Source organism: Hymenobacter antarcticus, from assembly GCF_039539545.1.
In the GTDB taxonomy this organism is placed as follows: Bacteria; Bacteroidota; Bacteroidia; order Cytophagales; family Hymenobacteraceae; genus Hymenobacter; species Hymenobacter antarcticus.
In genome coordinates, this window is record NZ_BAABDI010000001.1 from 313362 (window position 1) to 340322 (window position 26961).

The 26961-nt window shown below is 60.8% G+C and carries 27 protein-coding genes; 11 read left to right on the forward strand and 16 right to left on the reverse strand.

Annotated elements, in window-relative coordinates:
• Positions 1-233 precede the first annotated feature (233 nt).
• Entirely contained in the window at positions 234-746 is a 513-nt protein-coding gene (locus ABD819_RS01240) for a 3-hydroxyacyl-CoA dehydrogenase family protein (protein ID WP_345120102.1), read from the forward strand.
• Between the two features lie 155 nt (positions 747-901).
• Here ABD819_RS01240 and glmS read toward each other — a convergent pair whose 3' ends face one another.
• The 3 genes from glmS to ABD819_RS01255 form a co-directional block, all read right to left on the reverse strand.
• Complete coding sequence (gene glmS, locus ABD819_RS01245) at positions 902-2737, reverse strand: glutamine--fructose-6-phosphate transaminase (isomerizing) (protein WP_345120104.1); 1836 nt, start codon at positions 2735-2737, stop codon at positions 902-904.
• 77 nt (positions 2738-2814) lie between these two features.
• Positions 2815-4302: a DUF4270 family protein gene (locus tag ABD819_RS01250; protein ID WP_345120106.1), complete on the reverse strand. Its 1488-nt coding sequence runs from the start codon at positions 4300-4302 to the stop codon at positions 2815-2817.
• The gene (locus tag ABD819_RS01255) at positions 4286-5098 is read right to left on the reverse strand and encodes a glycogen/starch synthase (protein WP_345120108.1); all 813 of its coding nucleotides are present in this window, start codon (positions 5096-5098) and stop codon (positions 4286-4288) included. The genes ABD819_RS01250 and ABD819_RS01255 overlap by 17 nt, the downstream gene beginning before the upstream one ends.
• 119 nt (positions 5099-5217) lie before the next feature.
• Here ABD819_RS01255 and panC point away from each other — a divergent pair, with 119 nt between their 5' ends.
• The 6 genes from panC to ABD819_RS01285 all read left to right on the forward strand — a co-directional run bounded on the left by panC (position 5218) and on the right by ABD819_RS01285 (position 9919).
• Entirely contained in the window at positions 5218-6066 is an 849-nt protein-coding gene (panC, locus tag ABD819_RS01260) for a pantoate--beta-alanine ligase (RefSeq protein ID WP_345120111.1), read from the forward strand.
• Between the two features lie 62 nt (positions 6067-6128).
• Positions 6129-6494, forward strand: a complete 366-nt coding sequence (gene panD / locus ABD819_RS01265) for an aspartate 1-decarboxylase (RefSeq protein WP_345120113.1) — start codon at positions 6129-6131, stop codon at positions 6492-6494.
• 106 nt (positions 6495-6600) lie between these two features.
• Positions 6601-7647 carry a lysylphosphatidylglycerol synthase transmembrane domain-containing protein gene (locus ABD819_RS01270; RefSeq protein ID WP_345120115.1) on the forward strand — a complete coding sequence of 349 codons (1047 nt, stop codon included), beginning with the start codon at positions 6601-6603 and terminating at the stop codon, positions 7645-7647.
• Positions 7648-7748: 101 nt separating this feature from the next.
• Positions 7749-8231, forward strand: a complete 483-nt coding sequence (gene rfaE2 / locus ABD819_RS01275; RefSeq protein WP_345120117.1) for a D-glycero-beta-D-manno-heptose 1-phosphate adenylyltransferase — start codon at positions 7749-7751, stop codon at positions 8229-8231.
• An 88-nt stretch (positions 8232-8319) separates the two neighbouring features.
• Positions 8320-8997 (forward strand): zinc metallopeptidase, encoded by a 678-nt coding sequence (locus tag ABD819_RS01280; RefSeq protein WP_345120119.1) that lies wholly within the window; start codon positions 8320-8322, stop codon positions 8995-8997.
• Positions 8998-9304: 307 nt separating this feature from the next.
• Complete coding sequence (locus ABD819_RS01285; protein ID WP_345120122.1) at positions 9305-9919, forward strand: helix-turn-helix transcriptional regulator; 615 nt, start codon at positions 9305-9307, stop codon at positions 9917-9919.
• Positions 9920-10322: 403 nt separating this feature from the next.
• On the opposite strand, the gene ABD819_RS01290 is transcribed toward ABD819_RS01285, so the two are convergent.
• The 3 genes from ABD819_RS01290 to ettA form a co-directional block, all read right to left on the reverse strand.
• Positions 10323-11609 (reverse strand): hypothetical protein, encoded by a 1287-nt coding sequence (locus ABD819_RS01290; protein ID WP_345120125.1) that lies wholly within the window; start codon positions 11607-11609, stop codon positions 10323-10325.
• Positions 11610-11633: 24 nt separating this feature from the next.
• Positions 11634-12989, reverse strand: a complete 1356-nt coding sequence (locus ABD819_RS01295; protein WP_345120127.1) for a hypothetical protein — start codon at positions 12987-12989, stop codon at positions 11634-11636.
• A gap of 167 nt (positions 12990-13156) precedes the next feature.
• On the reverse strand, positions 13157-14821 hold the full coding sequence (gene ettA / locus ABD819_RS01300) for an energy-dependent translational throttle protein EttA (RefSeq protein ID WP_345120129.1): 1665 nt from the start codon (positions 14819-14821) through the stop codon (positions 13157-13159).
• Positions 14822-15099: 278 nt separating this feature from the next.
• Here ettA and ABD819_RS01305 point away from each other — a divergent pair, with 278 nt between their 5' ends.
• The 3 genes from ABD819_RS01305 to ABD819_RS01315 all read left to right on the forward strand — a co-directional run bounded on the left by ABD819_RS01305 (position 15100) and on the right by ABD819_RS01315 (position 17544).
• Entirely contained in the window at positions 15100-16419 is a 1320-nt protein-coding gene (locus ABD819_RS01305) for a DUF349 domain-containing protein (protein ID WP_345120131.1), read from the forward strand.
• A gap of 101 nt (positions 16420-16520) precedes the next feature.
• Positions 16521-16742, forward strand: coding sequence for a DUF2795 domain-containing protein (locus ABD819_RS01310; protein ID WP_035561220.1), 222 nt, complete (start codon positions 16521-16523; stop codon positions 16740-16742).
• A gap of 121 nt (positions 16743-16863) precedes the next feature.
• Complete coding sequence (locus tag ABD819_RS01315; protein WP_345120133.1) at positions 16864-17544, forward strand: ABC transporter ATP-binding protein; 681 nt, start codon at positions 16864-16866, stop codon at positions 17542-17544.
• A gap of 39 nt (positions 17545-17583) precedes the next feature.
• On the opposite strand, the gene ABD819_RS01320 is transcribed toward ABD819_RS01315, so the two are convergent.
• The 3 genes from ABD819_RS01320 to ABD819_RS01330 form a co-directional block, all read right to left on the reverse strand.
• Positions 17584-18792: an FAD-dependent oxidoreductase gene (locus ABD819_RS01320; RefSeq protein ID WP_345120134.1), complete on the reverse strand. Its 1209-nt coding sequence runs from the start codon at positions 18790-18792 to the stop codon at positions 17584-17586.
• Positions 18793-18943: 151 nt separating this feature from the next.
• Positions 18944-19687 (reverse strand): LOG family protein, encoded by a 744-nt coding sequence (locus tag ABD819_RS01325; RefSeq protein WP_345120350.1) that lies wholly within the window; start codon positions 19685-19687, stop codon positions 18944-18946.
• A 338-nt stretch (positions 19688-20025) separates the two neighbouring features.
• Entirely contained in the window at positions 20026-21255 is a 1230-nt protein-coding gene (locus ABD819_RS01330; protein ID WP_345120135.1) for a Glu/Leu/Phe/Val dehydrogenase dimerization domain-containing protein, read from the reverse strand.
• A gap of 244 nt (positions 21256-21499) precedes the next feature.
• Between ABD819_RS01330 and ABD819_RS01335 the strand changes: the two genes are divergently transcribed.
• Positions 21500-21820, forward strand: a complete 321-nt coding sequence (locus ABD819_RS01335) for an ArsR/SmtB family transcription factor (protein WP_345120137.1) — start codon at positions 21500-21502, stop codon at positions 21818-21820.
• 53 nt (positions 21821-21873) lie between these two features.
• On the opposite strand, the gene coaE is transcribed toward ABD819_RS01335, so the two are convergent.
• The 7 genes from coaE to nusB all read right to left on the reverse strand — a co-directional run bounded on the left by coaE (position 21874) and on the right by nusB (position 26956).
• Entirely contained in the window at positions 21874-22479 is a 606-nt protein-coding gene (gene coaE, locus ABD819_RS01340) for a dephospho-CoA kinase (RefSeq protein WP_345120139.1), read from the reverse strand.
• A 23-nt stretch (positions 22480-22502) separates the two neighbouring features.
• Positions 22503-23228 carry a YbbR-like domain-containing protein gene (locus ABD819_RS01345; RefSeq protein ID WP_345120142.1) on the reverse strand — a complete coding sequence of 242 codons (726 nt, stop codon included), beginning with the start codon at positions 23226-23228 and terminating at the stop codon, positions 22503-22505.
• Positions 23229-23231: 3 nt separating this feature from the next.
• On the reverse strand, positions 23232-23564 hold the full coding sequence (gene yajC, locus ABD819_RS01350) for a preprotein translocase subunit YajC (protein ID WP_345120144.1): 333 nt from the start codon (positions 23562-23564) through the stop codon (positions 23232-23234).
• Positions 23565-23582: 18 nt separating this feature from the next.
• Positions 23583-24101, reverse strand: coding sequence for a DUF1573 domain-containing protein (locus ABD819_RS01355; RefSeq protein WP_345120146.1), 519 nt, complete (start codon positions 24099-24101; stop codon positions 23583-23585).
• Between the two features lie 119 nt (positions 24102-24220).
• Positions 24221-25219, reverse strand: coding sequence for an isocitrate/isopropylmalate dehydrogenase family protein (locus ABD819_RS01360; protein WP_345120148.1), 999 nt, complete (start codon positions 25217-25219; stop codon positions 24221-24223).
• Positions 25220-25327: 108 nt separating this feature from the next.
• A complete protein-coding gene (locus ABD819_RS01365) occupies positions 25328-25642 on the reverse strand; it encodes a YtxH domain-containing protein (protein WP_345120150.1) in 315 nt (104 codons plus the stop codon).
• Positions 25643-25759: 117 nt separating this feature from the next.
• Entirely contained in the window at positions 25760-26956 is a 1197-nt protein-coding gene (gene nusB, locus ABD819_RS01370; RefSeq protein ID WP_345120152.1) for a transcription antitermination factor NusB, read from the reverse strand.
• Between the last annotated feature and the right edge of the window lie 5 nt (positions 26957-26961).

Consider the following 26961-nt stretch of genomic DNA (forward strand, 5'->3'; position numbering starts at 1 on the left):
TAACTACCGAAACCATGCACATTCTGGTTATTGACGGCCACCACGTAGAAGCGGAGTTCCGCGCGAAGTTCGGGCCGGGGCACGAATACCGATTCTTCAGTTCGGATAACAATGGAATAAGAGGATGGGACCGTTTTGCAAATGGCGTTAGCGAAGAAGCATCAGCAACCGACGTAGCATTCTGCTTCGGCAAGGTTTCGCATAGCCCCGATACTTATAACCTATTGGGCTCATTGACTTGTCCTGTATTCTTTGAAGTCCTATGGCAGTCCTTGGTATCTAGTAAGAAAGAATACGAAAACGGTGAGTTCAAAGGTCCTCTCTTTGGCTTCTGTGGCCTGCCCACGCTCCTCAACCGCCCTCTGCTCGAAGTCAGCCTCTACGACGAAGCCGACCGCGAGAAACTAGCCGCCACCTGTGCTGCTCTCGGCACCGACTACCGTGTGGTGGCCGACCGCGTGGGCCTGGTCACGCCCCGCGTCATCTGCCAGATTATCAACGAAGCCTGCTTCACCGTGCAGGAAGGCACCGCCACCATGCAGGACGTAGACCTGGGCATGAAGCTGGGCACCAACTACCCCCACGGCCCCTTCGCATGGGCCAATGCCATCGGCGTCGAGCGCGTGTACGCCGTGCTGGAAGCCATGTGGCACGACACCCACGACGAGCGTTACAAAGTCTGCCCGCTGCTCAAGCGACAGGCGCTGCGCGGTGAGCCATTTAATCACGGATTACGCGGATTTTAGCGGATTTCACGGATTTTGTGGACGATTCAATGAGCCTGATAAGTCAAAAGGCCACCCTGGCAGGTGGCCTTTTGACTTATCAGGCGATTGTCCATCATGCGAGTGCGCCGTCCACAAAATCCGTGAAATCCGCTAAAATCCGCGTAATCCGTGATTTATTCAACCGTCACCGATTTGGCGAGGTTGCGGGGCTGGTCCACGTTGCAGCCGCGCAGCACGGCAATATGGTAGCTCAGCAGCTGCAGCGGCACCACCGATACCAGCGGCATCAGGATTTCGCTGGTGTGAGGTACCTCAATCACGAATTCGGCCATGGGTGGAATCACGGTGTCGCCCTCGCTCACGATGGCGATGATGCGGCCTTTACGGGCCTTCACTTCCTGAATATTGCTCACCACCTTCTCGTACGAGCTGTCGCGGGTGGCAATTACCACCATCGGCATGTTCTCGTCAATCAGGGCGATGGGGCCGTGCTTCATCTCGGCAGCCGGGTAGCCCTCGGCGTGGATGTAGCTGATTTCCTTTAGTTTGAGCGCGCCTTCCAAAGCAACAGGGAAGTTGTAACCCCGGCCCAGATACAGGAAGTTGGTGGCATCCTTGAACTCCTCCGCGATTACCCGGATTTGGTCGTCCAGCAACAGCGCTTTCTCTACCTTAGCCGGAATAGTATCCAGCTCCACCATCAGCTCGCGCAGCTTGGTGTCGGTGATGGTGCCGCGCTTCTGCCCCATAATCATGGCCAGCAGCGTCAGTACCGTTACCTGGGCGGTGAAGGCTTTGGTCGAAGCCACCCCGATTTCGGGTCCGGCGTGGGTATAGGCTCCAGCGTCGGTAGCGCGGGCAATGCTGCTGCCCACCACGTTGCACACCCCGAAGATGGTAGCACCCTTGCTCTTGGCCAGCTCGATGGCGGCCAGCGTATCGGCCGTTTCGCCGCTTTGCGAAATAGCGATTACGATGTCGCGCTCCGTGATAATCGGGTTGCGGTAGCGGAATTCCGAGGCGTATTCCACTTCCACCGGAATGCGGGCCAGGTCCTCAATCAAGTACTCGGCTACCAGGCCGGCATGCCAGGAGGTACCGCAGGCCACAATGATGATGCGCTGGGCATTCACAAACTTCTGCTCGTAGGCCCGGATGCCGCCCATGTTCAGGTGGCCGGCTTCCAGCTCCAAACGGCCGCGCATCGAATCCATGATGGAGCGGGGCTGCTCGAAAATCTCCTTCAGCATGAAGTGCTCGTAGCCACCTTTCTCGATGCTTTCGAGCTCCATTTCCAGCTTCTGGATGTAGGGCGTCTGGCTCACGTCCTCACGGCTGCGAATGTTCAGCTGACCGTCGCGAATAACCACGATTTCGTAGTCGTTCACATACACCACCTCGTTGGTGTACTCGATGATGGGCGTGGCATCCGAGGCAATAAAGAACTCGCCTTCGCCAATGCCAATCACCATCGGCGAGCCTTTGCGGGCGGCGATGAGCTGGTTGGGAGCATCCTTGCTGAGCACCACAATGGCGTAGGCTCCCACTACTTCGTGCAGGGCCAGGCGCACGGCCTCTTCCAGCGAGCAGTCGTTTTGCTTCTTGATTTCCTCAATCAGGTTCACGAAAACTTCCGTGTCCGTGTCGGAATGAAAGACGTGGCCCTGCTGCTGCAGGTGCGTTTTCAGCGCCGCGTAGTTCTCAATGATGCCGTTGTGGATAATGGCAATCCGCTCCGAGGTGGAGAAGTGGGGGTGGGCGTTTTCGTCGTTGGGCTCGCCGTGGGTGGCCCAGCGGGTGTGGCCCATGCCAATGTGAGCATGCGTGTCTTTGGCGGCAATAAAGCCTTCCAGCTCGCTGACCTTGCCCTTCTTTTTATAAACCGTTAGCTCATCGGTGAGCAATGCCACGCCGGCCGAGTCATAGCCACGGTATTCGAGGCGATGCAAACCTTTGATAATGATGGGGCAGGCCTCACGATGGCCGATATAAGCAACTATGCCGCACATGGCAGGAAAGATTAAGTAAGTAAATTGAAATTGTTGGCCAACAGCTCTTTGGCCAGTTTTGGGTCAGCTACGGGTAGCTACTTCTTGGAGTAGTACACGCGCAGGGTGATGTTGTTAGCATCAAGCACGGCGCGGTTCAGCGACAGCGTGTTGGAAGCCTGGATGCTTGGGGTCAGGACCAGCGAAGCGGGGTTGCCCTCCAGCTTGTCTTTCAGGTAAGCGTCGAGGTAATTAGTGATGGGTAAGCTGTAATGAGCTTGGGTGGAAGTGGCATTGTTGAGCGCGCCCGTGGCGGGAAAGCCGCTGCCGAGCTGGTTGGCCCCGTCGGCCTGCACGACCCGGTCGGCGGCGATGAAATTAATCGTGCGCTGCAACGCGACATTATTGGCATCGACTTCTACTGCATATAGCTGAGGAGGGTTGTCAAAGAGGGCATTGCTGAACGGTTTCACCGGCACGCGAATTTCAGCCCGGTTTACGGTCAGGTTCGGGGTTGCCTTCAGGGTTTCCAATCCCTGGAAGGTGACGCGGGTCGCCAGGCCGGTGCCTTCCTGCACGTAGCTCGTGCCGCTGAGGGCACTCGCCGATACCGCCCCGGCCCGGCTGGCCAATACGCTCAGGTTCGCGGGCAGCGTGTTGATAATGCGGGTGTAGTAGCGCGGGTCGCGCACGGGGTTGGCCCCCACGCCGCTAAAGGCCGGCCCAAACAGGACGGAGTACGTCCGGTTGGGTGCGCCCGTGGCGTGGAAATAGAGAATGATGCGCGCATCAAGGATACGGCTGAAGCTCACGATGTTGGTGGTGTGCCCCACGCTGGGCACGATGGCCAGGCCTTTGAGAATGCTATTGAGCTGCGTTTGGCCAAAATTGGTGCTGGTCGACGACAGCCGGGCAAACAGGCTATCGATAAACGGCGACGGCACCGCCGAAATAGCCGGCCGGGTAGGCGTGGCCGGCACCGCCCGGCGGTGCAGCAGCAGGCGCAGGGTCGGGTCGGGCACGGTGGTGGTCACGGCCGGAATAGCTACGGTGGTTGGCGAAGCCGGCACGGCGGCTACCAGCACCTGCAGCCGGGTACGGTCGAGGCGGCTGCTGAGGTTGCGGGCAATCGGGGCCCCGGTGGCAGTAGGGGTTTCCGAGTTATACACCTGGCGCTCATCAAGCGAAGCAGCCAGCCGCAGCACATCGAACCGCACGGGCGTGGTGCTGCTGCCATACACTTTATCAAACCCCGTGATTACCAATGCCGAGTCGAGCACGGGCAGGGGCAGCTTGGAGGGCAGCGAATCGACGCGGCCGGTGGTCACCACGTTGAAATACGCACGGGCCTCGGTAGTACCGGCTACGTTATCGACCAGGCTGCCCACCAGGAAATGGTCGGTTTTGAGGGTTTGTACCGGCGAGAGGCGCACGGTAGCCACCGTGAGCGGGAAATCCTGATATTCGGTGCTGATGGCCGTGGTTTCGGGCAGGTCCACGTTTAGGTCGGTGCCTTTGTCGCAGCTGGCCAGGGCCAGGGCAGACAGGGCCACCAGGGGAGCACAGCGGCTAGTTAGCCAATTCATTGTAGAGCGCTAGGTAGGATGAGTGCAGGTTTTCGTCGGTAGCTACCTGGCTGAGCTTGTTGTGCAGCGCATATTCCTGGAACATGCCGTTCATATTGTCGCTGAAATCCTCGTCGGAGCGAACCACCGTGTCGGCATATTCCATGCCCATTTTGATGAAGCCGCTGAAGTCAGCCGTCCTGAGCGAAGCCATCATCTCGTCGTCGATGTCGAGCATTTTGGCTTTCTCGAGGATGTTGCCCTCGAACTTGTCTTCAAACTCGTTGCTGTAAATCGAGAACACCGATTTGGCATCCTTGAACACCGGGTCTTTCTTGTAGGTCGTCTTCAGGTAGAGCGGAATCAGGCCGGTCATCCAGTCGGAGCAATGCACGATGTTGGGCGACCAGCCCAGTTTCTTTACCGTTTCGAGCACACCTTTGCAGAAGAAAATGGCGCGTTCGTCATTGTCGGCGTAAAACTTGTCGTTTTTGTCGACCAGGGCCGACTTCCGATGGAAATAATCTTCGTTATCGATAAAGTAAACCTGGAGCTTGGCGGTCGGAATAGATGCTACCTTGATAACCAAGGGCTTTTCGTCATCGCCCACGGCGATGTTGATGCCCGAGAGGCGCACTACTTCGTGCAACCGGTTCTTGCGCTCGTTGATAATGCCAAAACGCGGCACGAAAATGCGAATTTCGCAGCCCATCTCCTGCATGCTGGCGGGGAGCCGACGCAGCATTTCAGCCACCTTGGTGGTCTGCAGAAACGGGTCAATTTCGGTGGCCGCGTAGAGGATTCGTAGCTTCGACATAAAGGGATTATTGAAGAGAATGGAACAAGGCCATACTATGGGTGCACAAAATTAAACAATTTTGAGCGGAAATTCAATAAAAGCTACTTTGGGGGCAGTTCCAATTGCCTTCCTCTCCTATGCAGATACTTACTACCGCCGCCGGGTTGCAAGCCTACACCGAGCAGGCGCGCCAGGCCGGCCACCGCGTGGGCCTGGTGCCCACCATGGGGGCGCTGCACGCCGGCCACCTGCAGCTGGTGCAAGCCGCCCGCGCCGACTGCAACGAAGTCATTGCCAGTATTTTCGTTAACCCCACGCAGTTCAACAACGCGGAGGATTTTCGGCTCTATCCGCGGGTGCCGGAGGCCGACGCGGCCCTGCTGGCCCCGGCCGGCTGCACGGCGCTGTTCGCGCCTTCGGTGGCCGAAATGTACCCGCAGCCCACGGTGCTGCACTTCGATTTTGGGGCGCTGGAGCGCGTGATGGAGGGGGCGCACCGGCCCGGGCATTTCAATGGCGTGGCCACGGTGGTGAGCAAGCTTTTTCACATGGCCCGCCCGCACCGGGCGTATTTCGGGCAAAAAGACTGGCAGCAGGTGGCCGTTGTGAAGCAGCTGGTGGCCGATTTGTCCTTCGACCTGGAAATTGTGGCCTGCCCCACCATCCGGGAGGCCGACGGGCTGGCCATGTCGTCGCGCAACCGGCGGCTCGATGCCCCGGCCCGCGCCGCCGCCCCGCTGCTCTACCAGGTATTGCAGGCCGCTGCCGCTCAGGTGCGGCAGGGCGTGCCGCCCGCCCAGGTGCAGGCCACGGCCGAAGCCACGCTGACCCGCGAACCGCTGTTCACCTCGGAATACATGGCCGTGGCCGATGCCCAAACCCTGCAGCCGCTGACCAATTACGCGCCCGGCCGGGCCGTGGTGCTGTGCCTGGCGGCCCACCTGGGCGGCGTGCGCCTGATTGACAATATGGTGGTAGCAGGGTAGGGCGGCCGCTGGCGGGGCAGGGCTTTATCTTTGCCGGCTCAACTAACCCCTTATTTCGAGCGATGCATATTGAGGTGATGAAATCGAAAATCCACCGCGTGACGGTCACGCAGGCCGAACTGCACTATGTGGGCAGCGTGACAATCGATGAGGATTTGCTGGACGCGGCCAACTTTGTGGAGAACGAGAAAGTGACCGTGGTGAATATTAACAACGGCGAGCGGTTCGAAACCTACACCATCCGGGGCGAGCGGGGCACGGGTATTATCTGCCTGAACGGCCCGGCGGCCCGCAAGGTGTGCGTGGGCGATGTGGTCATCATCTTCTCCTACGCGCTGATTGATTTTGCCGAAGCCCGGCAGCACAAGCCCACCGTTATTTTTCCCGACGAGCAAAACCGCCTGGGCAATGTGGCAATGAGTGAATGAGTGAATGAGGGGTAAGCCCATGGACACTTCTCTCCCGGCTTTACCGGGCTCTTCACAATTCACCCATTCACCCATTTACCCATTCGCCCATTCACTCATTCACGCATTGAAATCTCTCCTCACGATTCTTAAATACGCGCTGCTGCTGGCCCTGTCGGGCGCGCTGATGGTGTATGCGGTGCGCGGGCAAGACCTGTCGCGTATCGGCCACTACATTGCCACGGCCAACTACTGGTGGCTGAGCCTGACCCTGACACTGTCGGTACTGGGCTACTTCAGCCGGGCCTACCGTTGGCAGATGCAGCTGGTTGCCTCGAAGCATGCGGTGCGCTACTGGCCGGTATATCATGCCATGATGGTGGGCTACCTGGCCAACATCGTGCTGCCGCGCATGGGCGAGGTTATCCGCTGTTCGGTGCTGCGGCGCACGAGCGGCGTGCCGGTGCAGGTGGCCCTGGGCACGGTCGTGACCGAGCGGGTGATTGACGTGCTGGTGCTGCTGGGCCTGCTGGGGGCCGTGCTGCTTGTCGACTTCAATACCTTCTGGAGCTTCGTGACGGTACAGGTGCTGGGCGGGCGCTACGAGGCGCTGGCCCGCAACCGGACGCCGCTGCTCATTGCCGCCGTTATTGGCGTGGTGCTGCTGCTCACGGTGGCGTACGCCCTGTTTCGCAACCTGGAGCGGCTGCGGCAAAACGCATTTTTCAACAAGGCCATCCTGTTTGTGAAAGGTCTGCTGGCCGGCGTTTTCAGCGTGCTGAAGATGGAGAAGAAGGGCGTGTTCCTGCTGCACACGCTCTTTACCTGGACGGTCTATTACTTAATGGATTACCTGGCGTTCTTCTGCTTTCCCGAAACCTATAACCTCGATATGCGCGCCGGCCTGGCGGTGCTCACCTTTGGCGCATTTGGCATGGCCGCGCCGGTGGCCGGCGGCATCGGGCCGTTTCATGTGATGGTGCAAGGAATTCTGTTGGTGTATGGGGTGAGCAAGGAGGCCGGCATTGCCTACGCGCTGGTGGTGCACGGCGCCCAAACGCTGCTGGTGGTGGTGATGGGCGGCATTAGCTTCATCGCCGTGGCCGCCGCCGACAAGGGCAGCGTATTCACCGAAGCCGAAGCCCTGGCCGGGGAGCCGCTCACTACTGAGTGAATGAGTGAATGAGTGAATGAGTGAATGACTCATGAGCAATTTCCCGCCATCTCGCTTACGCATTCACCCATTCACTCATTCACTCATTCACCCATTGAGTTATGTGGACCAAGGATAAAATCATGACGCGCGAGCAGCTGGCGGCCACGGTGGCGGGCTGGCGGGCGCAGGGCCGCAAAGTGGTGTTCACAAACGGCTGCTTCGACTTGCTGCACCTCGGCCACGTCGACTACCTGGAGCAGGCCCGGCACTTGGGCGATGCCCTGGTGGTGGGCCTCAATACCGATGCCTCGGTGGGCGCGCTCAAGCCCGGCCGGCCCATTCAGGACGAGATGGCGCGGGCCCGCATCCTGGCCTCGCTGGCCTTTGTGGATGCCGTGGTGCTCTTTGGCGAGCCCACGCCGCTGGCGCTTATCGAGCTGGTGCAGCCCGACGTGCTGGTGAAGGGTGACGATTACGCGGTGAGCGGAATTGTGGGCCACGAATTGGTGTTGAATCGGGGTGGGCAGGTGCTCACGGTGCCGCTGGTGCCGGGCTACAGCACCTCGCGCATCATTACCCGAATTATGAGTTGTGAAGGTTGAGGGCGGAGTGATGGAACGCCGAAGTTCCTACCTCACGGCGCTGATACTTTAACTCAACTCATAACTCTCAACTCGTAACTCTCTTCCCATGTACCTCATTCTCATTGCCCTGATGCTGGTTAGCTGGGGCATTCAGTGGCGGCTCCGCAGCAAGTTCAAGCAATACGCCCAGGTGGGCCTGCAAGCCAACCTTACCGGCGCGCAGATTGCCGAACACATGCTGGCCGACCACGGCATCACCGACGTGCGCATCATCAGCACCGAGGGCAGCCTCACCGACCATTACAACCCCACCGACAAAACGGTGAACCTGAGCGAAAGCGTGTATGCCGAGCGCAGTGCCGCGGCGGCCGCCATCGCGGCCCACGAGTGCGGCCACGCCGTGCAGCACGCCACGGCCTATTCCATGCTGCGGTTTCGCTCGGCGCTGGTGCCGGGCCTCAGCGCCGTCTCCAAGTGGATGCCCTGGATTCTGCTGGCCGGCGTGTTCATGATTAGCCGCAGCCTGATTCCCCTGGGCGTGGGCATTGCCCTGTTCTCGCTCACCACGCTCTTCTCGTTCATCACGCTGCCCGTCGAGTTCGATGCCTCGCGCCGGGCCCTGGCCTGGATGGATAAGCGCGGCGTGGTAACCACGCAGGAGCACGCCATGGCCAAAGATGCCCTCTGGTGGGCGGCCATGACCTACGTGGTGGCGGCCATCAGCTCGCTGGCCACGCTACTCTACTACGTGAGCATCTTCCTGAGCGGCAGCCGGCGCAACTAAGCGCCGACCTGCTGATAAGCTGAAGCCGCCGTCCTGTTTGCAGGGCGGCGGCTTTTTTATGGTCTGCCAAGTCATTCAGGATTAATGGGCTGCAATGCGGCCTGTGGTTGCCATTACTACCTGCTGTTACGCGCCAGCCCCGGGCCTGTGGTTACCATTAATAAAAATATGTATTCATATAAATTATTGTAAATCCGGGTTTAAATACTACTTTGCCAGCCCTTTCCGCTCGTTGGCTACGGTGGCTTTCCCTTTCCGAAAGTCTGCCGGGCCAGCAGGTTCACCGTGTCATTTTTCTGCCAATGTCATGATACCTTCTACCCCCACGGCCCTGATAGCGGCCGCGCCCACGCTGCTTCGGCAAGGTTTGGTAGCCATCCTGCGCGAGCAGTGGCCCCAGCTCCAGCTCATCCTCACTGCCGATGCCACGCAGGTGGCCGAGCTGGTGCAGCATTCGGCCTTCGGGCTGCTGTTGCTCGAGGAAGATTTGGTGGGGCGGGGATTGTCCGCGTTGCTCGCGCAGCTGCACCGCGCCCGGCCCGCCCAGCGGCTGGCGGTGCTCACGAACCAGCCCCCGCCCGCCCCGCCACTGGCCTGGCCCGGCACGCCACTGCAATTGTCGCGGCATGTGCTGCCCCACGCTTTGGTAGCCGCCCTGGCCCATTGGCTGGATGCTCCGGATGTAGCCCCGCTTCCGGCACGGCCCCGCGAGGCTTATGCCGTGCCCGACCCCTTCAGCCCCCGCGAGCTGGAGGTGCTGCGCCTGGTGGTGGCCGACCACTGCAACGAGGAAATCGCCGACCGGCTGTTTCTGAGCGTGCGCACCGTGGAAAGCCATCGCCGCAACCTGATTCAGAAAGCCGGCACCCGCACCCTGGTGGGCCTGGCGGTGCGGGCCGTGCGCGAGGGCTGGGTGGCGTGAGGGGGGAATGGTAAGGGGTATCGGGGAGGGCATCGTGCTTCGCCTGCGTTTCGCATGACGCCCTCCCCAATACCCCTTTGAATTCTCCATTGCTCTCGGTTTCAGTGCTGGCACTGACGCGGCTGTCCCGCTAAACGTCTTGTTTTACGGACACGTTGACTCCCTCCGCCCCTGGCGCGGCCACTCTCTTTTTCTGCGAAATGAGTACCTGGAAAGGCATTATCGGGGTCGGCTGCACGCCGGTCGCTTTCGACCAGTACGCCCGCCTGCCGCACGACACGGACGGGCCCACCCTGGTCGACCAACTTCGGGGCTTCCCCGGAGCGCCCATCGCGGGCCGGGAGCGGTATTGCCGCGACGAGCAGGGCCGGCTGGGTGTACAGTCTCAGCGGGTTTTCATAGCTCAATACTCAAAATCCCGCGCCTCCCCGGCCAGCTCGCGGCCGCGCAGGATGCCTTTTTCGAGATAGGGCATGATGGCACATTCCTCGGCGGGGTTTTCTTCGGGCTTGCCGTCGTGGGCATCGTGGTAGGCGCGGTACTGGTCGGGGGAGGCGGGCTGCAGGCCGGTCTGGATGCGGAATTCGTAGTCGTCGAACACTGCCGGCAGGGCGGCCAGCAGCAGCTCGCTGTGCAGGTGGGCGGCGGCGGCAAAAATGCCCTGCTGCCAGTCGGCGTGGGCGGGTACGGGCCAGGGGCCCCGGGCATCTTCGAGCAGCTCCAGGTTCTGGTTGGTCAGGTTGAGCACCTGGTTGTAGTTGCTGTTGAACACGCGGAGCATGGCCCGGCGGTAGGCCAGCAGGGTTTCGGGGTCGGCATCGAAGCGACGGGTGAATTCAGCAAAGTGCCATTCATCTTCGGTGAGGTAGCGGTCGGGGGCATCTTCGAAGGCATCCGGGACCGAGTGGTACTCCATCAGGCGGGGGCGCGGGTCGGGCACGTGGGGCGGCCGGGGCGGCTGGGCGGCGTGCTTCTCAACCCTGGCTAGCTCCATGTAGTGGTCCTGAAGCGCGCCCCGGCGGTTGAGGTGGGAGCGGAAAGGGTAGCCGGCGGGGGCTCCACAGTGGGCATCGTAGTAGGTAAACCAGGCGGGGTAATCCTGGTATTCCTGCCACGGGTCGGCTTCGGGGGTGGGGGCATCGGGCTGCTGCCGGGCCCACCCAGCGCGCATGTTGTTGTAGTGCTGCCATTGGTTTTCGTCGCGGTAGTTACCCTGCGAATTGCCAAACTCCTGGCAGGCATCGCTGGCGAGCCAGGCGCGGTACAGCTCGTACTCGGCCCGCGTGATGGGCGGCAGAAACGGGCAGCGGTGGATAAAGGCATCGCGCTGCCATTCGGCAAACTGCTGGTAGGTCTGGATGCCGGGCAGGGTGATTTCGCCGGCCCGCCAGCGCACCTGCAAGTCAAACAGCTTCTTGCGCTGCACGTCGAACAGCCGGTCGTAGGCATCCTCCTGGTACTCGATAACCTGGTGCAGCCGAAACTTCACCATGTCGGGGCCACGGTCCAGGCACCGCACTTTGTGGCGGGCGTAGTGCTGAATGAAGCTTTCCACGCTGGCCGGCGTGTAGCCGGCAAAAAAGGGCTGGTAGCGCGGGTCGGTGCGCAGGGCGTCCTCGGTGGCGAGGCGCACGGCATCCAACTCGGCTTCGCGGGCCAGGGCCTGGCGGTCGTAATCGGGGGAGGACATGACGAAAGGAAAACAGGCGGAGAGCTAGAAGTTGAAATCCAGGGGTTCGCCGGCCAGGCCCCGGCCTTTGAGGATGTACTCGCGGAACAGCTTACGGTTTTTGCCCAGCAGCTTGCGCATTTTCGGGTCGTGCTGGTAGGGCGAAGGGTGCGGACTGCCGGCCTGTTCGCGGGCAGCGTAGGCGGCGTACGCCTCGCGCAGAGCCGCGGCCAGGCGCTGCTTGCGCCAGCCCAGCCAAGTGTGGTGCAGCGCCACGCGCCAGTCGGGGTGGGCCGCGATGGGCAGGCGTTCCGGAATTTCGCACAGCACGCGGCCGGCCTCGCGGCCCTGCTCGTCCAGCTGCTTTTGGATGTTTTCTTCGTCCTCCTCGCCTTCCTCCTCCTCAAAGCCGGGTGGGCGTACGGGGTCGATGGCCGGCTCGTGCATCACCGCTTCGTGGAAGCGCAGCAGCTCAGCGGACTCAAACTGCCGCATCAGGGTATCGGTGAGGGCCTCGAACTGCTGGTAATCGAGTGCGCGCGGGGGCGGCGCGGCTCCTTCGGCAGCGGCGGGAGGCGCCGGGGGGAGGCCGGCGGCTGGCTCGTCGTCGTCGTCGTTTTCCTCCTCGGCGTAGGGGTCGGGCAGTTTGCCCGTTTGGCCAAGGTAGATGTAGTACGCCTCTTTGCTGCCCCGGTGGTCGGGCAGGTACAGCACCAGGTTGGGCGGGCCGGCCAGGGCATCACAGTGGGCATACCAGCTGGGGTAGTTGAGGAAAAAGTCGTCGAGCATGGCGGCGAGGCCGCCCAGCCCCTGGGGCTTTTGGTGCACGGCATCGCGGCTCACCTGGGCGGGGTCCTGGCCTTCGGCTTGCAGCAGCAGGTAGCGGCGGTAGCGCTCATAGTCCTGCCAGTCGCGGGGGCGGTCGAAGTCGCTTTCAGCATCGGTGCAGGCCTCGCTGAGCAGGTAGGCGAGGTAGCCCTCCACCTCGGCCGCCGTGATGGGCGGCACCAGCGGGCACTTTTCGATGCGGGCACCCCAGGCCTCGAAGTCCCCGCTCAGCTCCACCTGGTCGGCGGGCAGGGTCACTTCTTCGGCCCGCCAGCGGCAGTGCAGCTCAAACAGCTTGCGCTGCTGAATTTCCCACAGCCGCTCGGTGGCTTCCTCCACCAGGTTGGCTTCTTCTCTCTGGTTCAGGTGCCAGAAGGTGTTGCCATCGACCAGGGCGCTGGCCCGCTCGTCGGCGTAGCGGTTGAGAAAGAGCGGCCCATCATCGCCCTGAAACTGGCTGAGCCACTCGGCCACGGCGGAGTTATCCTGGTAAAGGGCCAGGGTTTCTTCGTGGTAGCGAATCAGGTCGAGGTGGCGCTGGGCGCTGCGGGATACGGGAGCCAGGTCACTCATGGCGAAAGCAAGGAAAATGGTTGCCCAAGCTACGCCTTCCCCGCGGCTTGTCGCGGTGATTGGTGTCGTTGCGAAGACCTTCTGCCTGAAAGCCGCAGCCGGCCCATACGTTAATGGGCCGCCGGAAGTACTTCCGACGGCCCATTTCAGGCACTGAAAATCGCTAATTACCCCAGCTTCTTATACCGCACCCGCTTCGGCTCCACGTCGCCCAGGCGCTTGCGCTTGGCTTCCTCGTAGTCCGTGAAATTCCCCTCGAACCACACCACTTCCGAGTCGCCCTCGAAGGCCAGGATGTGGGTGGCCAGCCGGTCCAGGAACCACCGGTCGTGGCTGATAATGACGGCGCAGCCGGCGAAGTTTTCCAGCGCATCTTCCAGCGCCCGGATGGCATTCACGTCCAGGTCGTTGGTCGGCTCATCGAGCAGCAATAAGTTTGCTCCCTGCTTGAGGGTCATGGCCAGGTGCACGCGGTTTTTCTCGCCGCCCGAGAGCGTGCCCACTTTCTTCTCCTGGTCGCCGCCGCCGAAGTTGAACTTGCTCACGTAGGCGCGGGAGTTCACGGGCCGGCCGGCCAGCAGCATGGTTTCGGTGCCGCCGGTGATGGTGTCGAACACCGACTTGCTGCCGTCGAGCGTGTCGTGCTGCTGGTCGATGTAGGCCGTGAGTACCGTGGGGCCGACTTCAAACGTGCCCGCGTCGGGCTGCAGCTGGTCCGTAATCATTCGGAACAAGGTGGTCTTGCCCGCCCCGTTCGGCCCGATGATGCCCACGATGCCGCCCTGGGGCAGCGAGAAGCTCAGGTTCTGAAACAGCAGCTTGTCGCCGAACGACTTGGTGATGCCCTCAGCCTCAATCACCTGCGCGCCCAGGCGTGGGCCGTCCGGAATGAACAGCTCCAGCTTTTGCTCCTTGTCTTTGGCTTCCTCACTGGCCAGCTTGTCATAGTTGGCCAGGCGGGCCTTGCCTTTGCTTTGCCGCGCTTTGGGCGACATCCGGACCCAGTCCAGCTCGCGCTGGAGGGTTTTCATGCGCTTGCTTTCGGTATTTTCCTCCTTGGCCATGCGGTCGGTTTTCTGCTCCAGCCAGCTGCTGTAGTTGCCCTTCCAGGGAATACCCGAGCCGCGGTCGAGTTCCAGAATCCAGCCGGCCACGTTGTCGAGGAAGTACCGGTCGTGAGTCACGGCTATCACCGTACCCTTGTACTGTTGCAGGTGCTGCTCCAGCCACAGCACGCTCTCGGCGTCGAGGTGGTTGGTGGGTTCGTCCAGCAGCAGCACGTCGGGCTCCTGCAACAGCAGGCGGCACAGCGCCACCCGGCGCTTCTCGCCCCCGCTCAGGTTGCCGATGATGGCCTCCGGCGCGGGCGTGCGCAACGCGTCCATGGCGCGCTCCAGCTTGGTGTCGAGGTTCCAGGCGTCGAGTTGGTCGAGGCGTTCCTGCACCTTGCCCTGGCGGTCGAGTAGTTTGTCGAAATCGGCGTCTTCGGCTCCGAAGGCCTCGTTTATTTCGTCATATTCTTTCAGCAGCGCCACGGTTTCGGCCGCGCCTTCTTCCACCACCTCACGCACGGTTTTGGTGGGGTCGAGCTGGGGCTCCTGCTCCAGGTAGCCCACCGAGTAGCCGGGCGAAAACACCACTTCCCCCTGAAACTGCTTATCGACCCCCGCAATAATTTTCAGCAGGCTCGACTTGCCCGAGCCGTTAAGGCCGAGCACCCCGATTTTGGCCCCGTAAAAAAATGAGAGGTAGATATTCTTAAGAACTTGCTTCTGGGGCGGGTAAATCTTACTCACGCCGGCCATGCTGAAGATGATGGTCTGGTCGCTCATGGACGAAGGGAAACGGGGATGAAAAAAATGAATGGCTACGGCCCGCGCGGCCGGGCCGCCGCGGGCAGCCGGTCGCAAAGAACGGCAAACCCGCCGCACAATCCAGCGCCCGCCACGTAGCCCTTTAATGCAAGGATTTGCCTATCTGCATCAAAGCACGTCCCTTCATCGTCTTTTTGCCGTAAACTTGTAGTTCCTTCCTGCTTCCACAGTTTCGCCACAGCCCGTTCTTCTTTCTTCCTCACCTCCACCCGCCTACCCACGAGCTTATTATCTGTATGGAATCAACCGACCACTTGCTGGCCGAGGCCCAGCGCTTCGGCTATGTGGAAGCTGGCGGCGTGTGGCTGCGCCCCGTGCTGGCCCAGCCGGCCCGCCAGATTGGCCTGGTCAAAGAATCGGACGAAGCGTCGTTGCGCTATTTCGCGCAGCGCTTTGCCCTGCTCCAAACCAAGGTCGACGCCTTGCTGGCCAAAATGGACGCCAGCGAAAACAAAGGCTCTTTTCTGATGAAGGCCCTGCACCTGAGGGAGCAGCTGCTGACCTACGACGGCCTCGGCGACCTTCTGAGCCTGCACCGCCGCCTCACCGAGGCCGAAGCCGCCATTGCCGTGACCGTGGCCCACAACCGCGAAAAAAACCTGGCCACCAAGCTCGGCTTCATTCAGGAAGCCAAAACGCTGAGCGAAAGCGTGGAGTGGATATCGGCCGGCGAAAAGGTGAAGGACCTGCGCCAGGGCTGGCTCAAAACCGGCCCCGTCGACAAGGACCAGGCCGATGAGTTGGAGACGCGCTTTCAGGATGCCATTCAGGTGTTTTTCGACCGGCGCAAAGCGTTTCAGTCCGATAAGAAAGCCATGTCGTCGCGGGTACAAACCCGCTACCGCGACCTGATTCAGCAGGCCGAAAATCTGAAGAACTCCGACCAGTTCGAAACCACTTCCCGCCAGCTCAAGCTCCTGCAGCAGGCCTGGCGCGAAGTAAACGGCACCTTGCCCAAAAAGCTGGCTTCTGAGCTGTGGACCCGCTTTCGGGCGGCCAACAACCACTTTTTCGAGCGCCTCAAGGTGCATATTGCCACGCAGCAGGTGGCCGGCAGCCCCGGTGCCCCGGCCTCGGCCGAAGAATTGCTGGCCCGCAAGCGGGCCCTGGCCGAGCGCGCCGAAGCCCTCATGAACGTGCCGCCGCAGGAGGCCATTCACCAGGCCAAGGCCCTGCAGGCCGAGTGGAAGCAGGTGGGCACCGTGCGCGGCGAAGAGTCGGACCGCATCTGGCAGCGCTTTATGGTGGCCTGCGACAAGATTTTTGAGCTTAGTGCCCTGGAGTATCACCTGCGCAAGCGGGTGGGGGGCGAGCCGCCGGCTTCCGCACCCGGCGAGCGGGCCCGCTTCCGGGCCACCACGCTACGCGAGCTGCTGAAAGACGACCACCAGGAGCTCGAAACCCTGCGCGACAACCTCGATAAGCTCAGCCCCAGCGCCGCCAACGACGCTTTTCGCGAAATGCTGCAAACAAAAATTCGCTCCTTTGAACGGAAAATTCGCACCAAAAACGACCTGATTGTCTTATTCAGCCAGCAGGCCCAGGCCGCCGGCTAACCTTGGCCGGCGTTTTGTGTTGTCGGTTCCGACGCATTTCCCGGCTTGTATTTTGAAGGGAAACGCTTACCTTCGCCAACCTTTTTTTTATCCGCCTCACTATGTATTGGACACTCGAACTGGCTTCCTACCTGGAAGATGCTCCCTGGCCCGCCACCAAAGACGAACTGATTGACTTTTCTATCCGCTCGGGTGCGCCCATGGAAGTGGTTGAGAACTTGCAGGCATTGGAAGACGATGGCCAGCCCTACGAAAACATCGAAGAAGTGTGGCCCGACTACCCGACTAAGGAGGACTTCATGTTCAACGAAGACGAGTATTAATGGTGCTTAGTGCTTGGGTGTTGGTGCCTGGCTGTTTCTATTGGTAATGAACCAGGCACCAGGCACCAGGCACCAGGCACTAAACATAGAAAATCTGGTTGCGGGCTACCCCGGTAGGGTATTGGTCCGCAACCTTTTTTTGTGCGTGCCGGTGCCGGCGTTTGTGGCCGTGGTAGGCCACAACGGCAGCGGCAAAACCACCTTGTTTCGGGTGCTCACCGGGCAGCTGCCCTACCAGGGCAGCGTGCAGCTGCACGGGCAGGAAGTGCGCGACCTGCGCCGCGCCGCCAGCGCCGGCCTGCTGGGCTACCTGCCGCAGCGCGGCAGCATCGACTTCGCCATTGCCGTGCGCGAGCTGGTGGTGATGGGCCGCTACCGCCACCACGGCCTGCTGAGCGCCTACGCGCCCGCCGACTATGCCTTGGCCGATGCGGCGCTGGCGCGGGTGGGCGTGGCGCACCTGGCCGCCCGCGACTTCACCCAATTGTCCGGGGGTGAGCAGCAGCTGGTGTGGCTGGCGCAGCTCAGCCTGCAGGATGCCCAGGTGTATCTGCTCGATGAGCCCACCCAGCAGCTCGATGTGTACTACCGCCGTCGGGTGTTCACACTGGTCCACGACTGGGCCACCCGGCACGGCAAAACCGTGCTTTGCAGCACCCACGACCTGGATAATTTGCCGGAGCTGTCCGGCTACCTCCTCAATCTATCGGAGCCCCAGCCTCAGCTGCGAGTCATCTCGGCCGACTCGGTGCGCGAGGCCAGGGCGTGGCTGGAGCAGGCACCATTGGGAGTTAAGAGTTAGGAGTTAAGAGTTGATGTTAAGAATGTTAACTCCTAACTCTTAACTCAATTTCCGCCGCCCGGGCCTGCCGCGTAGCACTTGCCCAATGGAGCGCATAAAGGGCCATGGCGTGACTGAATTCATGATTTTCAGATTTTCAGCCCAACTCGTTTCTTCGTCCAGAAACCGAAAAATGCGCTGCACCGGGTTGCGTTCGAAAAGTTGGTGAAAAATGTCACGCACCAGTTCGCCCCGGCGTTGCATGATGTCAAGTAGCAGGGTATCGAAAAGGCCGAACTGCCAACGGTCGCCGGTGGCATCGGCGGGCGGGTGGCCGGTGGCGGCCAGCGCGGCCACCAGTCGCGCCGTGTGCCGTTGCACGCGGGCAAACGTGTAGCCGGTACTGGGTTTCGAGCGCCCGGCGCGAGTGCCCAGGTGCAGGATGTGGGCACTCAGGCGGGCGGGCAGCGGGTGGTCGGTCATGGGGATGGAGCCGCCCTCCTCGGCCACCACGCGGTAGGGCCGCCCGCCCAGGTGCCCGGCCAGATAGGTCCGCAATTCGGCCTCATACGCTGCTTTTGGCAGCACTTGCTCTGAAAAAACGGTGAACTCCACCAGTGCCCGGCGCGGGGTGAAAGGCAGGGAGTACACGAAGCGCGTTTGTTCGTGCTGGGGCACCCGAAAGTCCATGAACTGCACCGTTTCAGGGTCAAACACGTCGTCGTCGGTTTCGATTTCCCAGCCCAAAAAGTGCTGTTCGAGGTAGCGGTAACGGGTCGGGTCGCGGGCCAGCTTGGGCAGGCGGCTATCGAAAATGTAGCGGGCCGCTACTTGCTGGCCATCGGCCAGCGTAGCCACGGCTCCGCGGCCATCGGGGGCTTCGGCCACGGCTGTTACGTGGCCTGCCAGCCGTGCAAACTGCTGGGGAAGAGCCGCTAGCGCCGCATTCACGAAGGCGTAGAATTCGCCCGCCCGCACCATCCGGTAGCGGTAGGGGGCCAGCCGCAACATCTTTTCGAAGCCGGGGGCGCGTATCACGAGCTGCTCCCAGCGGTGCGCCTCCACGGCGGCAAACGGCGTTTCGCCGGCCGCCCAGTAGCGCCAGGTACGGTCGTCGGCCTTGGCCGCGTCGGGCTCCACGAGCAGCACCCGCTGCCCGGCCAGGCGTGGCTCCTTCGCGATGTGGTAAGCCAGACTCAGCCCAGAGGCCCCGCCGCCCACGATGAGGTAGTCGTATTCTAAAACAGGAGCAACGGTAGTTGGTAGCATAAAAACCTAACAAAGCGCGGAGTACGACGACAAAATTACCTACAAAAAAAGCCGCTCCCGAAGAAGCGGCTTTCCCAAGCAATGGTTTTGACGGCCGAATGCGGCGTCCACAAAATCCGTGAAATCCGCTACAATCCGAAAAATCCGTGGTCTAGAAGTTTGGCGACAGCAGGTACTTGTGGTAGAAGTCGTCGATAATTTTTACGGCTTCGCTGGCATCGTCCACGATGTGCACCAGGTTCAGGTCTTCGGCCGAGATGTTGTGCTCTTCGTGCAGCATCACGTCCGTAATCCACTGGAACAGGCCGTTCCAGTAGGCCGTGCCCACCAACACGATGGGAAAGCGGCTGATTTTCTTGGTCTGAATCAGGGTCATGGCCTCAAACAGCTCGTCGAGCGTGCCGAAGCCGCCGGGCATGCCCACAAACGCCTGGGCGTATTTTACAAACATCACCTTCCGCACGAAAAAGTAATCGAAGTCGATGCACTTATCCTGGTCGATGTAGATGTTGTGGGTTTGCTCGAAGGGCAGCTCAATGTTGAGGCCCACCGACTTGCCGCCCTCGGCGCGGGCGCCCTTGTTGCCGGCTTCCATGATGCCGGGGCCGCCGCCCGTGATAACGCCGTAGCCGTGGCGCACCAGCTTGGCCGCGATTTCTTCGGCCATCTGGTAGTACGGGTTATCGGGCTTGGTGCGGGCCGAGCCGAAGATGCTGACGCAAGGTCCGATTTTGGACATCTTCTCGAAGCCTTCCACGAACTCGGCCATCACCTTGAAAATCTGCCAGGAGTCGGCGATTTTGATTTCGTTCCAGTCCTTGTCGACGAAGGCTTTGCGCAGGCGCTGCTCGTCCTCGATGGCCAGGGCCGTCTGGCCGTTGGTTTGCTGCCGCATCTCGGTGATGGTCGTGAGCTTGTCGTCGTTCACGTTCGGCTGCTTGATGGTTTTGCCGCTGCCAGCATTCAGCAAGTCATCAGAGAGCTTGGTTTTGCTGGTCTTTGCTTTTTTAAGAGTGGACATATGGTTCGGGGGAATTCTTTCTAAAAACAAAATCGCCCCGGATATGGGGCGACCAAAAGTAGGGCGTCAAAGTTATCGAATTGTTACCAAATAAAAATCGATGTGCAAATATGGAAGATGTGGAGGTGTGCTGGTGTGGGCGATGTGCCAGTTCCGAAACGGACTCAACTAATTCTCACATCGCCCACATCAGCACATTTCTACATCAACCCTTACACCAGCTGCCGCAGTGCCATCTCAAATGAGCGCTGCGCGATGCCGGTGGGCTGGGCATTCTCGGCGTGGGTGCGCTCCAGAGCAGCCCCGATAATGCGGGACGTATCGGCGAAAATGGCCTGGTCGGTGATTTCCGCACCGGTCTCCATGAGGTAGGCAAACACGCGGGCCATGCCGCAATTGGCAATAAAATCGGGTACGACGGCCGTGTGCTGGTCGGCAAACTCGCCGGTAGGGCCGAAGAAGATTTCCGGGTCGGCGAAGGGCACGTTGGCCCCGCAGCTTATCACTTTTAAGCCGCCGGCCAACAATTGCTCGACCTGCCCACGGGCTACCAGCCGCGACGAAGCGGCCGGCACAAAGATGTCGGCCCCCACGGACCAGATTTTCGCGTTGATTTCTTCAAACGGCAGCAGGTTGTCGGCCGTCAGGGCATTGCCCTGGCGCGCCAGCAGCAGGCTACGGATTTCTTCCAGCCCAAAGCCTTCGCTGCTGAGTAGCCCGCCGGCCCGGTCGATGATGCCCACGATGCGCACGCCCTGGCCCGCCAGGTAGTAGGCCGCCGCCGCGCCCACGTTGCCCCAGCCCTGAATGATGGCGCGCTGGCCGCGCACATCGGTGCCGGGCCACAAGCGGTAGTAGTGCCGCACGGCTTCGGCCACGCCGTAGCCCGTAATAAGGTCCGCCACAGTGTACTTACGGGCAAGGTTGGGGGAGAAGGTCGCGTCCTCAATCACCTTCACCACGCCTTGGCGGAGCTGTCCCAGTTTCTGGATTTTTTCGGGTTCGGTGGCGCGGTAGTGCCCGTTCACTACCCCTTCCTGCGGGTGCCACAGGCCATATTCTTCAGTAATAGGGATAACCTCATGTATCTCGTCTACGTTAAGGTCCCCACCGGTGCCATAGTAGTTTTTCAATAAAGGAAATACGGCCCGGTACCACCGCTCCAGCACACCGCGCTTGCGCGGGTCCTGCGGGTCGAAGTTGATGCCCGACTTGGCCCCGCCGATGGCCGGGCCCGAAACCGTGAATTTAACCTCCATGGTTTTGGCCAGGCTTTCTACTTCGCGCTTGTCCAGGCCCTTACGCATGCGTGTGCCGCCACCCGCGGCACCGCCGCGTAACGAGTTGATTACCACCCATCCTTCTGCTTCAGTCTCAGAGTCCTTCCATTCAAATACAATTTCAGGACGTTTATTTTCAAATTTGGTGAGCAGGTCGAGCATCGAAGAATAAGGAAAAGAATGGCTGCCAATAAAAGCAGGTTCGCAAAGGTAAGGGGGCGAACTGAGGCGGCCGAACTACCGAATTGTATTTCAGTGAGAAGCAAAATGAACAAATACTTAAGTATCTAAGAAATAAACGAAGTATTTGACCCTATTTTGCACCCTGCTTAGGAACTACCACCGCAACACCAATGTATTGCACTTATTCTACTCTTCCTTCTCCCATTTACTTTTTATTTAATTCATGAAACCATTGCATTCGCGTGTAGAAGCGCATCAGTTGGACCGCGCTGCGGCTATGCTGAAGGTTCTCTCCCATCCCAAGCGCCTGGCCATTGTTGACTTGCTCGGCAAAACCAAGGGCAAGGACAGCCAGATGTCAGTAACCGATATCTACCAGGCCCTCGATTTGCCGCAGGCGATTGCCTCGCAGCACCTCATTACCCTCAAGGACCGGGGCGTGCTGAAATCGAGCAAGGTTGGCACCAAGATTTACTACTCGCTGGCCGTGCCGCAGCTGCTAAAAGTAATTGACACGCTGGAGGACTACTCGGGTCGGATATAGATTTACCCAGGTTACTCCAATTGAAGAGGCTGTTTCGGAAGAAGCGGCCTTTTTTATGCCCCTTGCAGTCCGCTGAAGGTCGTATGCAGGGCCAGCACCTGGGGCAGTAGCGGCTGTACGTCGTCGTTGATGAGGACGTAGTCGGCCCGCTGCATTTTCTCCTCTTCGCTGAGCTGCTTGCCCATAATGGCCAGAATATCAGCGGCCGAGCGGTGCGGGTCGCGCCGTTGCACGCGGGCCTGCCGCACCTCCAGCGGCGCAAATACGGTGATAACGCGGTCGAGCTGCTTGTAGGAGCCGGCCTCGAATAGCAGCGCGGCCTCCTTCAGCACGTAGGTGTAGCCGGCGCGCTGCCGCGTGGTGGCCCACTGCTCAAAGTCGGTGCCTACGTGCGGGTGCACCAGGGCATTGAGACGGGCGAGTAGAGCGGGGTCGCGGAATACGGTGCCCGCCAGCATGGGCCGGTTCAGCCGGCCGGCAGCATCATAGGTATCGGGGCCGAAAGCGGCGGTGAGCTGCTGGCGCAAGTCGGCATCATTCTCCATGAGCCACCGGGCCCGGGAGTCGGCGTCATAAATCGGCACGCCCAGCGCGTGAAATAGCCGGCTGGCAATGCTCTTGCCCGACCCAATGCCGCCTGTGATACCGATACGCAACATGCAAAGCGAAAAAAGAAGGATAACTAGCGAGTACGACTGCGGCGCTTCGAGGCCCCAACGCGCTCAATGGCGCTGAAGGTGAGCCGTACGGTAGCAACCGAAGGCCGCACCCGCGCCGGGGCCTTCACGGGTACTTCGACTTCTTCCGAACTGCCGCGGGCCAGAGTAGGCGGCAGCCCAATGGGGTAGGGGCTGGGCAGCGCGTTTATCAGGCTGGCCGGGCCCCGAAACGAGATTGCGGCGGGGTTGAAAGACGCTTTGTAGTGACGCACCGAATCGGCGGGTAGCCCCAGCTCGATGCGGCGGCTGGCGTAGCGGTCGAAGGTCAGGCGCAGGGTGTCGCCGGCCCATTCATTCACCTGCACGCCTTCCAGAGCGTTTTGCAGGCCGCGCCGCCACGCACCGGCGGGCAGATAGCGGGTGCCGGGCAGCGGCACGGGCCGCAAATCAGCGGGGCGGGTGCCCCAGCCCATATTGGCCCGCAACAAGCGCCAGCCCTGCCCCGTGACCGAGACGGGTAGCCTGGCCGGGAGCGTGCGCAGGGGCACGTAATGCACCGAGTCGTAGTGCCAGGCCAGCGGGTAGTTGAGCCGGGTAGTGTAGGTCTTGTTCAGGGCATTCATCTGCCAGAACAGGCTGGCCGCGAGCAGGCAGGCCGTAATGGCGCGATAAAAGCTGGGTTCCTGGCCCGCGAAGGGGCGCACAAACCAGCGCAGGAGCCCGCCCGCCCGGGTCAGCGGCCCGTTCATGACTTAGGCGGCCGTGGGGGCTTCGATGGCCGTGCCCGTAGCCTTGCTGCCCACTTCGCGGGCAATGGCCGAGCGGTCGAAGCGCAGCTTGGTGCCGCGGTCTACTTCCACCACCACGGTGTCATCGGTGAGGTCGACCACGAGGCCGTGCAGGCCGCCGATGGTGACGATGCGCGAGCCCTTGGCCAGCGACTGGCGGAAGGCTTTGGCATCAGAAGAGCGTTTTTGCTGGGGGCGAATCATGAAGAAATACACCACCAGGCCAATGGCCGCCGGGAATATGAGCTGCATGAAATCCATGCCGCCGGAAGCCTGCAATAGTAAGGTCAGAAACATGGCGTTGGATTAAAAGAATTAGAGGGGATTGGCGGTTTTGGCGGCGGCGTCGAGCACGTTGCCTTTGATAAGAATGGTGGTGATGCTGGGCTGGGTATTGGCCCGCACCGCCACCTGTTTGCTGATGATGCCCTGCTTGCCACGGCTATCGAACTGCACTTCCATTTTGCCCTGGGCTCCGGGGGCCACCGGCTCCTTGGTCCAGCTGGGGGTGGTGCAGCCGCAGGAAGCGGTGGCATCCTCAATCAGTAGCGGCGATTTGCCCGCGTTCACGAACGTGAACGTGTGGCGCACCTTGGAATTGGGCTGAATGTCGCCGAAGTCAAACTCCGCCTCCGTGAATTTCATCACCGGGGCGTTGGGGTTGGGCGTTTCATTTTCGCTCACCACGTTGGGGTTGTCCACTACGGGGCTGGCAGTGGCGTCGGCATCGGCCGAAGCGGCGGCATTCAGGCCTTCGGTGCCCGCTTCGGTGGTTTTGTCGCGGTTGCAGGCGCTGAGCAGCAGGGCCGCAGCCAGGAGAATCTGGTATTTCATGAAAATTCTGGGAGCGCACCTTGGTACGCTCTGTCATTGAACAAAGTAAGAAACAAGTAGCCTGGCAAACAGCCGCCGCCCGCACAACGTGCCCGGCCGCTGTTTGCCAAAGCGTATTCTTACAGCTTGTTGATGATGTTCTGGGTAAACTGGCTGGTGCTGGCTTTGCCGCCGAGGTCGCCGGTGCACTCTTCCTGATGGAGCAGGGTAGCTTCGAGGGCCTTCTCAATCTGGTCGGCCTTGGCGTGCTCGCCGAGGTAGTGCAGCATCATCAGGGCCGAGCGGAGCAGGGCGGTGGGGTTGGCTTTGCCCTGGCCGGCGATGTCGGGAGCCGAGCCGTGCACGGCTTCAAACACGGCCATGTCGTCGCCGATGTTGGCGCCGGCCACCACGCCCAGGCCGCCCACGAGGCCGGCGCACAGGTCGGAGAGGATGTCGCCAAATAAGTTGGTGGTCACCACCACGTCGAACTGCTCGGGCTTGTTCACGAGCTGCATGCACATGTTGTCGATGATTTTATCCTCGAACACAATCTGCGGAAACTCGTTGCTGGCTTCCTTGCAGGCGTTGAGCATCAGGGTGCCTGCCATTTTCAGGATGTTGGCTTTGTGGGCCAGGGTCACCTTTTTGCGGCCATGCTTGGCGGCGTAGGTGAAGGCGGCGCGGCAGATTTTGCGCGAGCCCTCCACCGTGATGCGGTTGAAGGAGTCGGCGATGCCGAGGCGCTCGTCGAATACTTCGAGGCCCGAGTACAGGCCCTCGGTGTTCTCGCGAAACAGCACCAGGTCGATGCCTTCGTAACGAGTGTGAATGCCGGCCGTGGTTTTGCTGGGGCGCACGTTCTGGTAGAGGTCGTACTTCTGGCGCAGCGTCACGTTGATGCTGCGGAAGCCTTTGCCCACCGGCGTGGTAATCGGGCCTTTGAGGGCCACCTTATTCTTTTCCAGCGACTTGAGCAGCGAGGTCGGAATCAACTCGCCCGACTGGTCAAAGGTAGTCTGACCGGCGTTCTGCTCTTCCCACTGCACGGGTACTTGGGCGGCGGTGAAAATATCAGTTACGGCTTTGGTGATTTCGGGGCCAATGCCGTCGCCGGGAATAAGGGTTACTAAGTGCATCTTGTTGATAATGAGTGAATGGGTGAATGAGCGAATGGGTGAATGGGGGTTGGCTGACTCAGATTGAATCATTCACCCATTCACCTACTCACTCATTCACCCATTGAATTAATGCCCCTTGCGGGAGTTGATTTGATTAATAAGCTGGTCGACATCGCCCAGCAGCTGCTCGGCTTTGGATTTGGCGTCGGAAATCACGCGCTGGCCTTCGCTTTTGGCGGAGGAGGGGCCGGCGGCTGCCTCACGGCTGGTCACGAGGCTATCGGTGAGGTCGGCTAGCACCGAGCGATACTTTTCGAGCTGGTAGCTGAGCCAGGAGCGGGTTTCGGTGCCGGTTTCGGGGGCATAGAGCAAGCCAAGGGCTGCGCCCGTGAGGGCGCCGCCCGCGAAGCATAGGATGCCGGTGGTGGTTTTGCTGGCCATGGTCGTCGGGATGAAAAAGGAGAAAGGTGAGAACAGGTTCTGGCGTGAATACGAAGAAACCAGCCAACGGGTACAAAGGTGGGCAAGCCGGTCCAATGTACCCGCACGAGTCGGCGGCTACTGGTTGTCGAGCAAGCCGCGACCCGATTTACGAATGTCGCCGCTGGCTGCCAAATCCGTGGCCAACTTGTCCAGAATACCGTTTACAAACTGCTTGCTCTTGGGCGTGCTGTAGAGCTTGCTGATTTCAATGTACTCGTTGATAGTGACTTTCACCGGGATGCCGCGGAAAAGCTGCATTTCGGTAAGGGCCATTTTCAGGATAATTTTATCGAGCAGGGCCACGCGGTCCACGTCCCAGTTCTGCACCGAGCCGGCGATGAGCTTCTCCATCTTGTCGTCCTCGATGAGCGTCTGCTTGTAGAGGGTTTCGGCAAACTCACGGTCGTCGGCCCAGTTGGCGCTCAGGTTCATCAGCTCCTGCGTTTCGGTGGCGGCGAAGGGCAGCATTTTCAGCGTCTTCAGCACCAGGTTGCGTACGATGGGCCGGTTTTCCTCCCAGTTCAAATCATCGGACTCCAGCTGGCGCGGCAAAGCTTCGCCCTTGAAAACGTAGTCTTTGTAGATGAGGCGCAGAATTTCCAGGTCGGCGTCGTAATCCATCGCCGGTTCGTCGGTGAGCTGAGCGGCCAGGTACTCGCGCAACGGCCCATCGGCTTTCATCTCCTGCCAGGCCGCGCGCAGCGCCTCCAGCTCCTCGGTGCCTTCCCAGGCCAGCTTGCGCCGGATGGTCGTGCTTTGGAGCTGCTCGTTGGCCATTAGCTTGGCAATGGCTTTACTCTGGTGCAGGCGGGTGGCATCCAGCGCATTTTCGCTGGGCCCGAGGCGGCGGCGCTCTTCGCGGCTCTGCTCTTCCTCAATCACGCCGAGCAGGGCGGCGGGCAGGTTCAGCAGGTGCAGATACTGGTCGTGAATGCTTTCGGCCCCCACCAGCAGCTGCCCGCCATAAAAGTTGCCGTCCTTTTTCACCTGGGCCTCAAAATAGCCGATGGCATCGGTCACGGCATTGTCCACCGCTTTATCGTCGGTTTTTTCGGGCGTGGTGCCGGTTTTGTACCAGTCGCGCAGCTGGGCTTCGCCCATCTTGCGCTGGCCTTCCAGCTGGCGGCGGTCGGGAGCCTCTTTGGCCGCGAGGTCGGGCTCGAAAGCAGCCGCGATGCGGTCCTGCGCCAGCAGCAAATCAGCCCCCACCGCCTGGTGGTAGGAGTAGAGCGACTGCATGACTTTGATACGGAGGAGGCGGCGATTGAGCATATTTA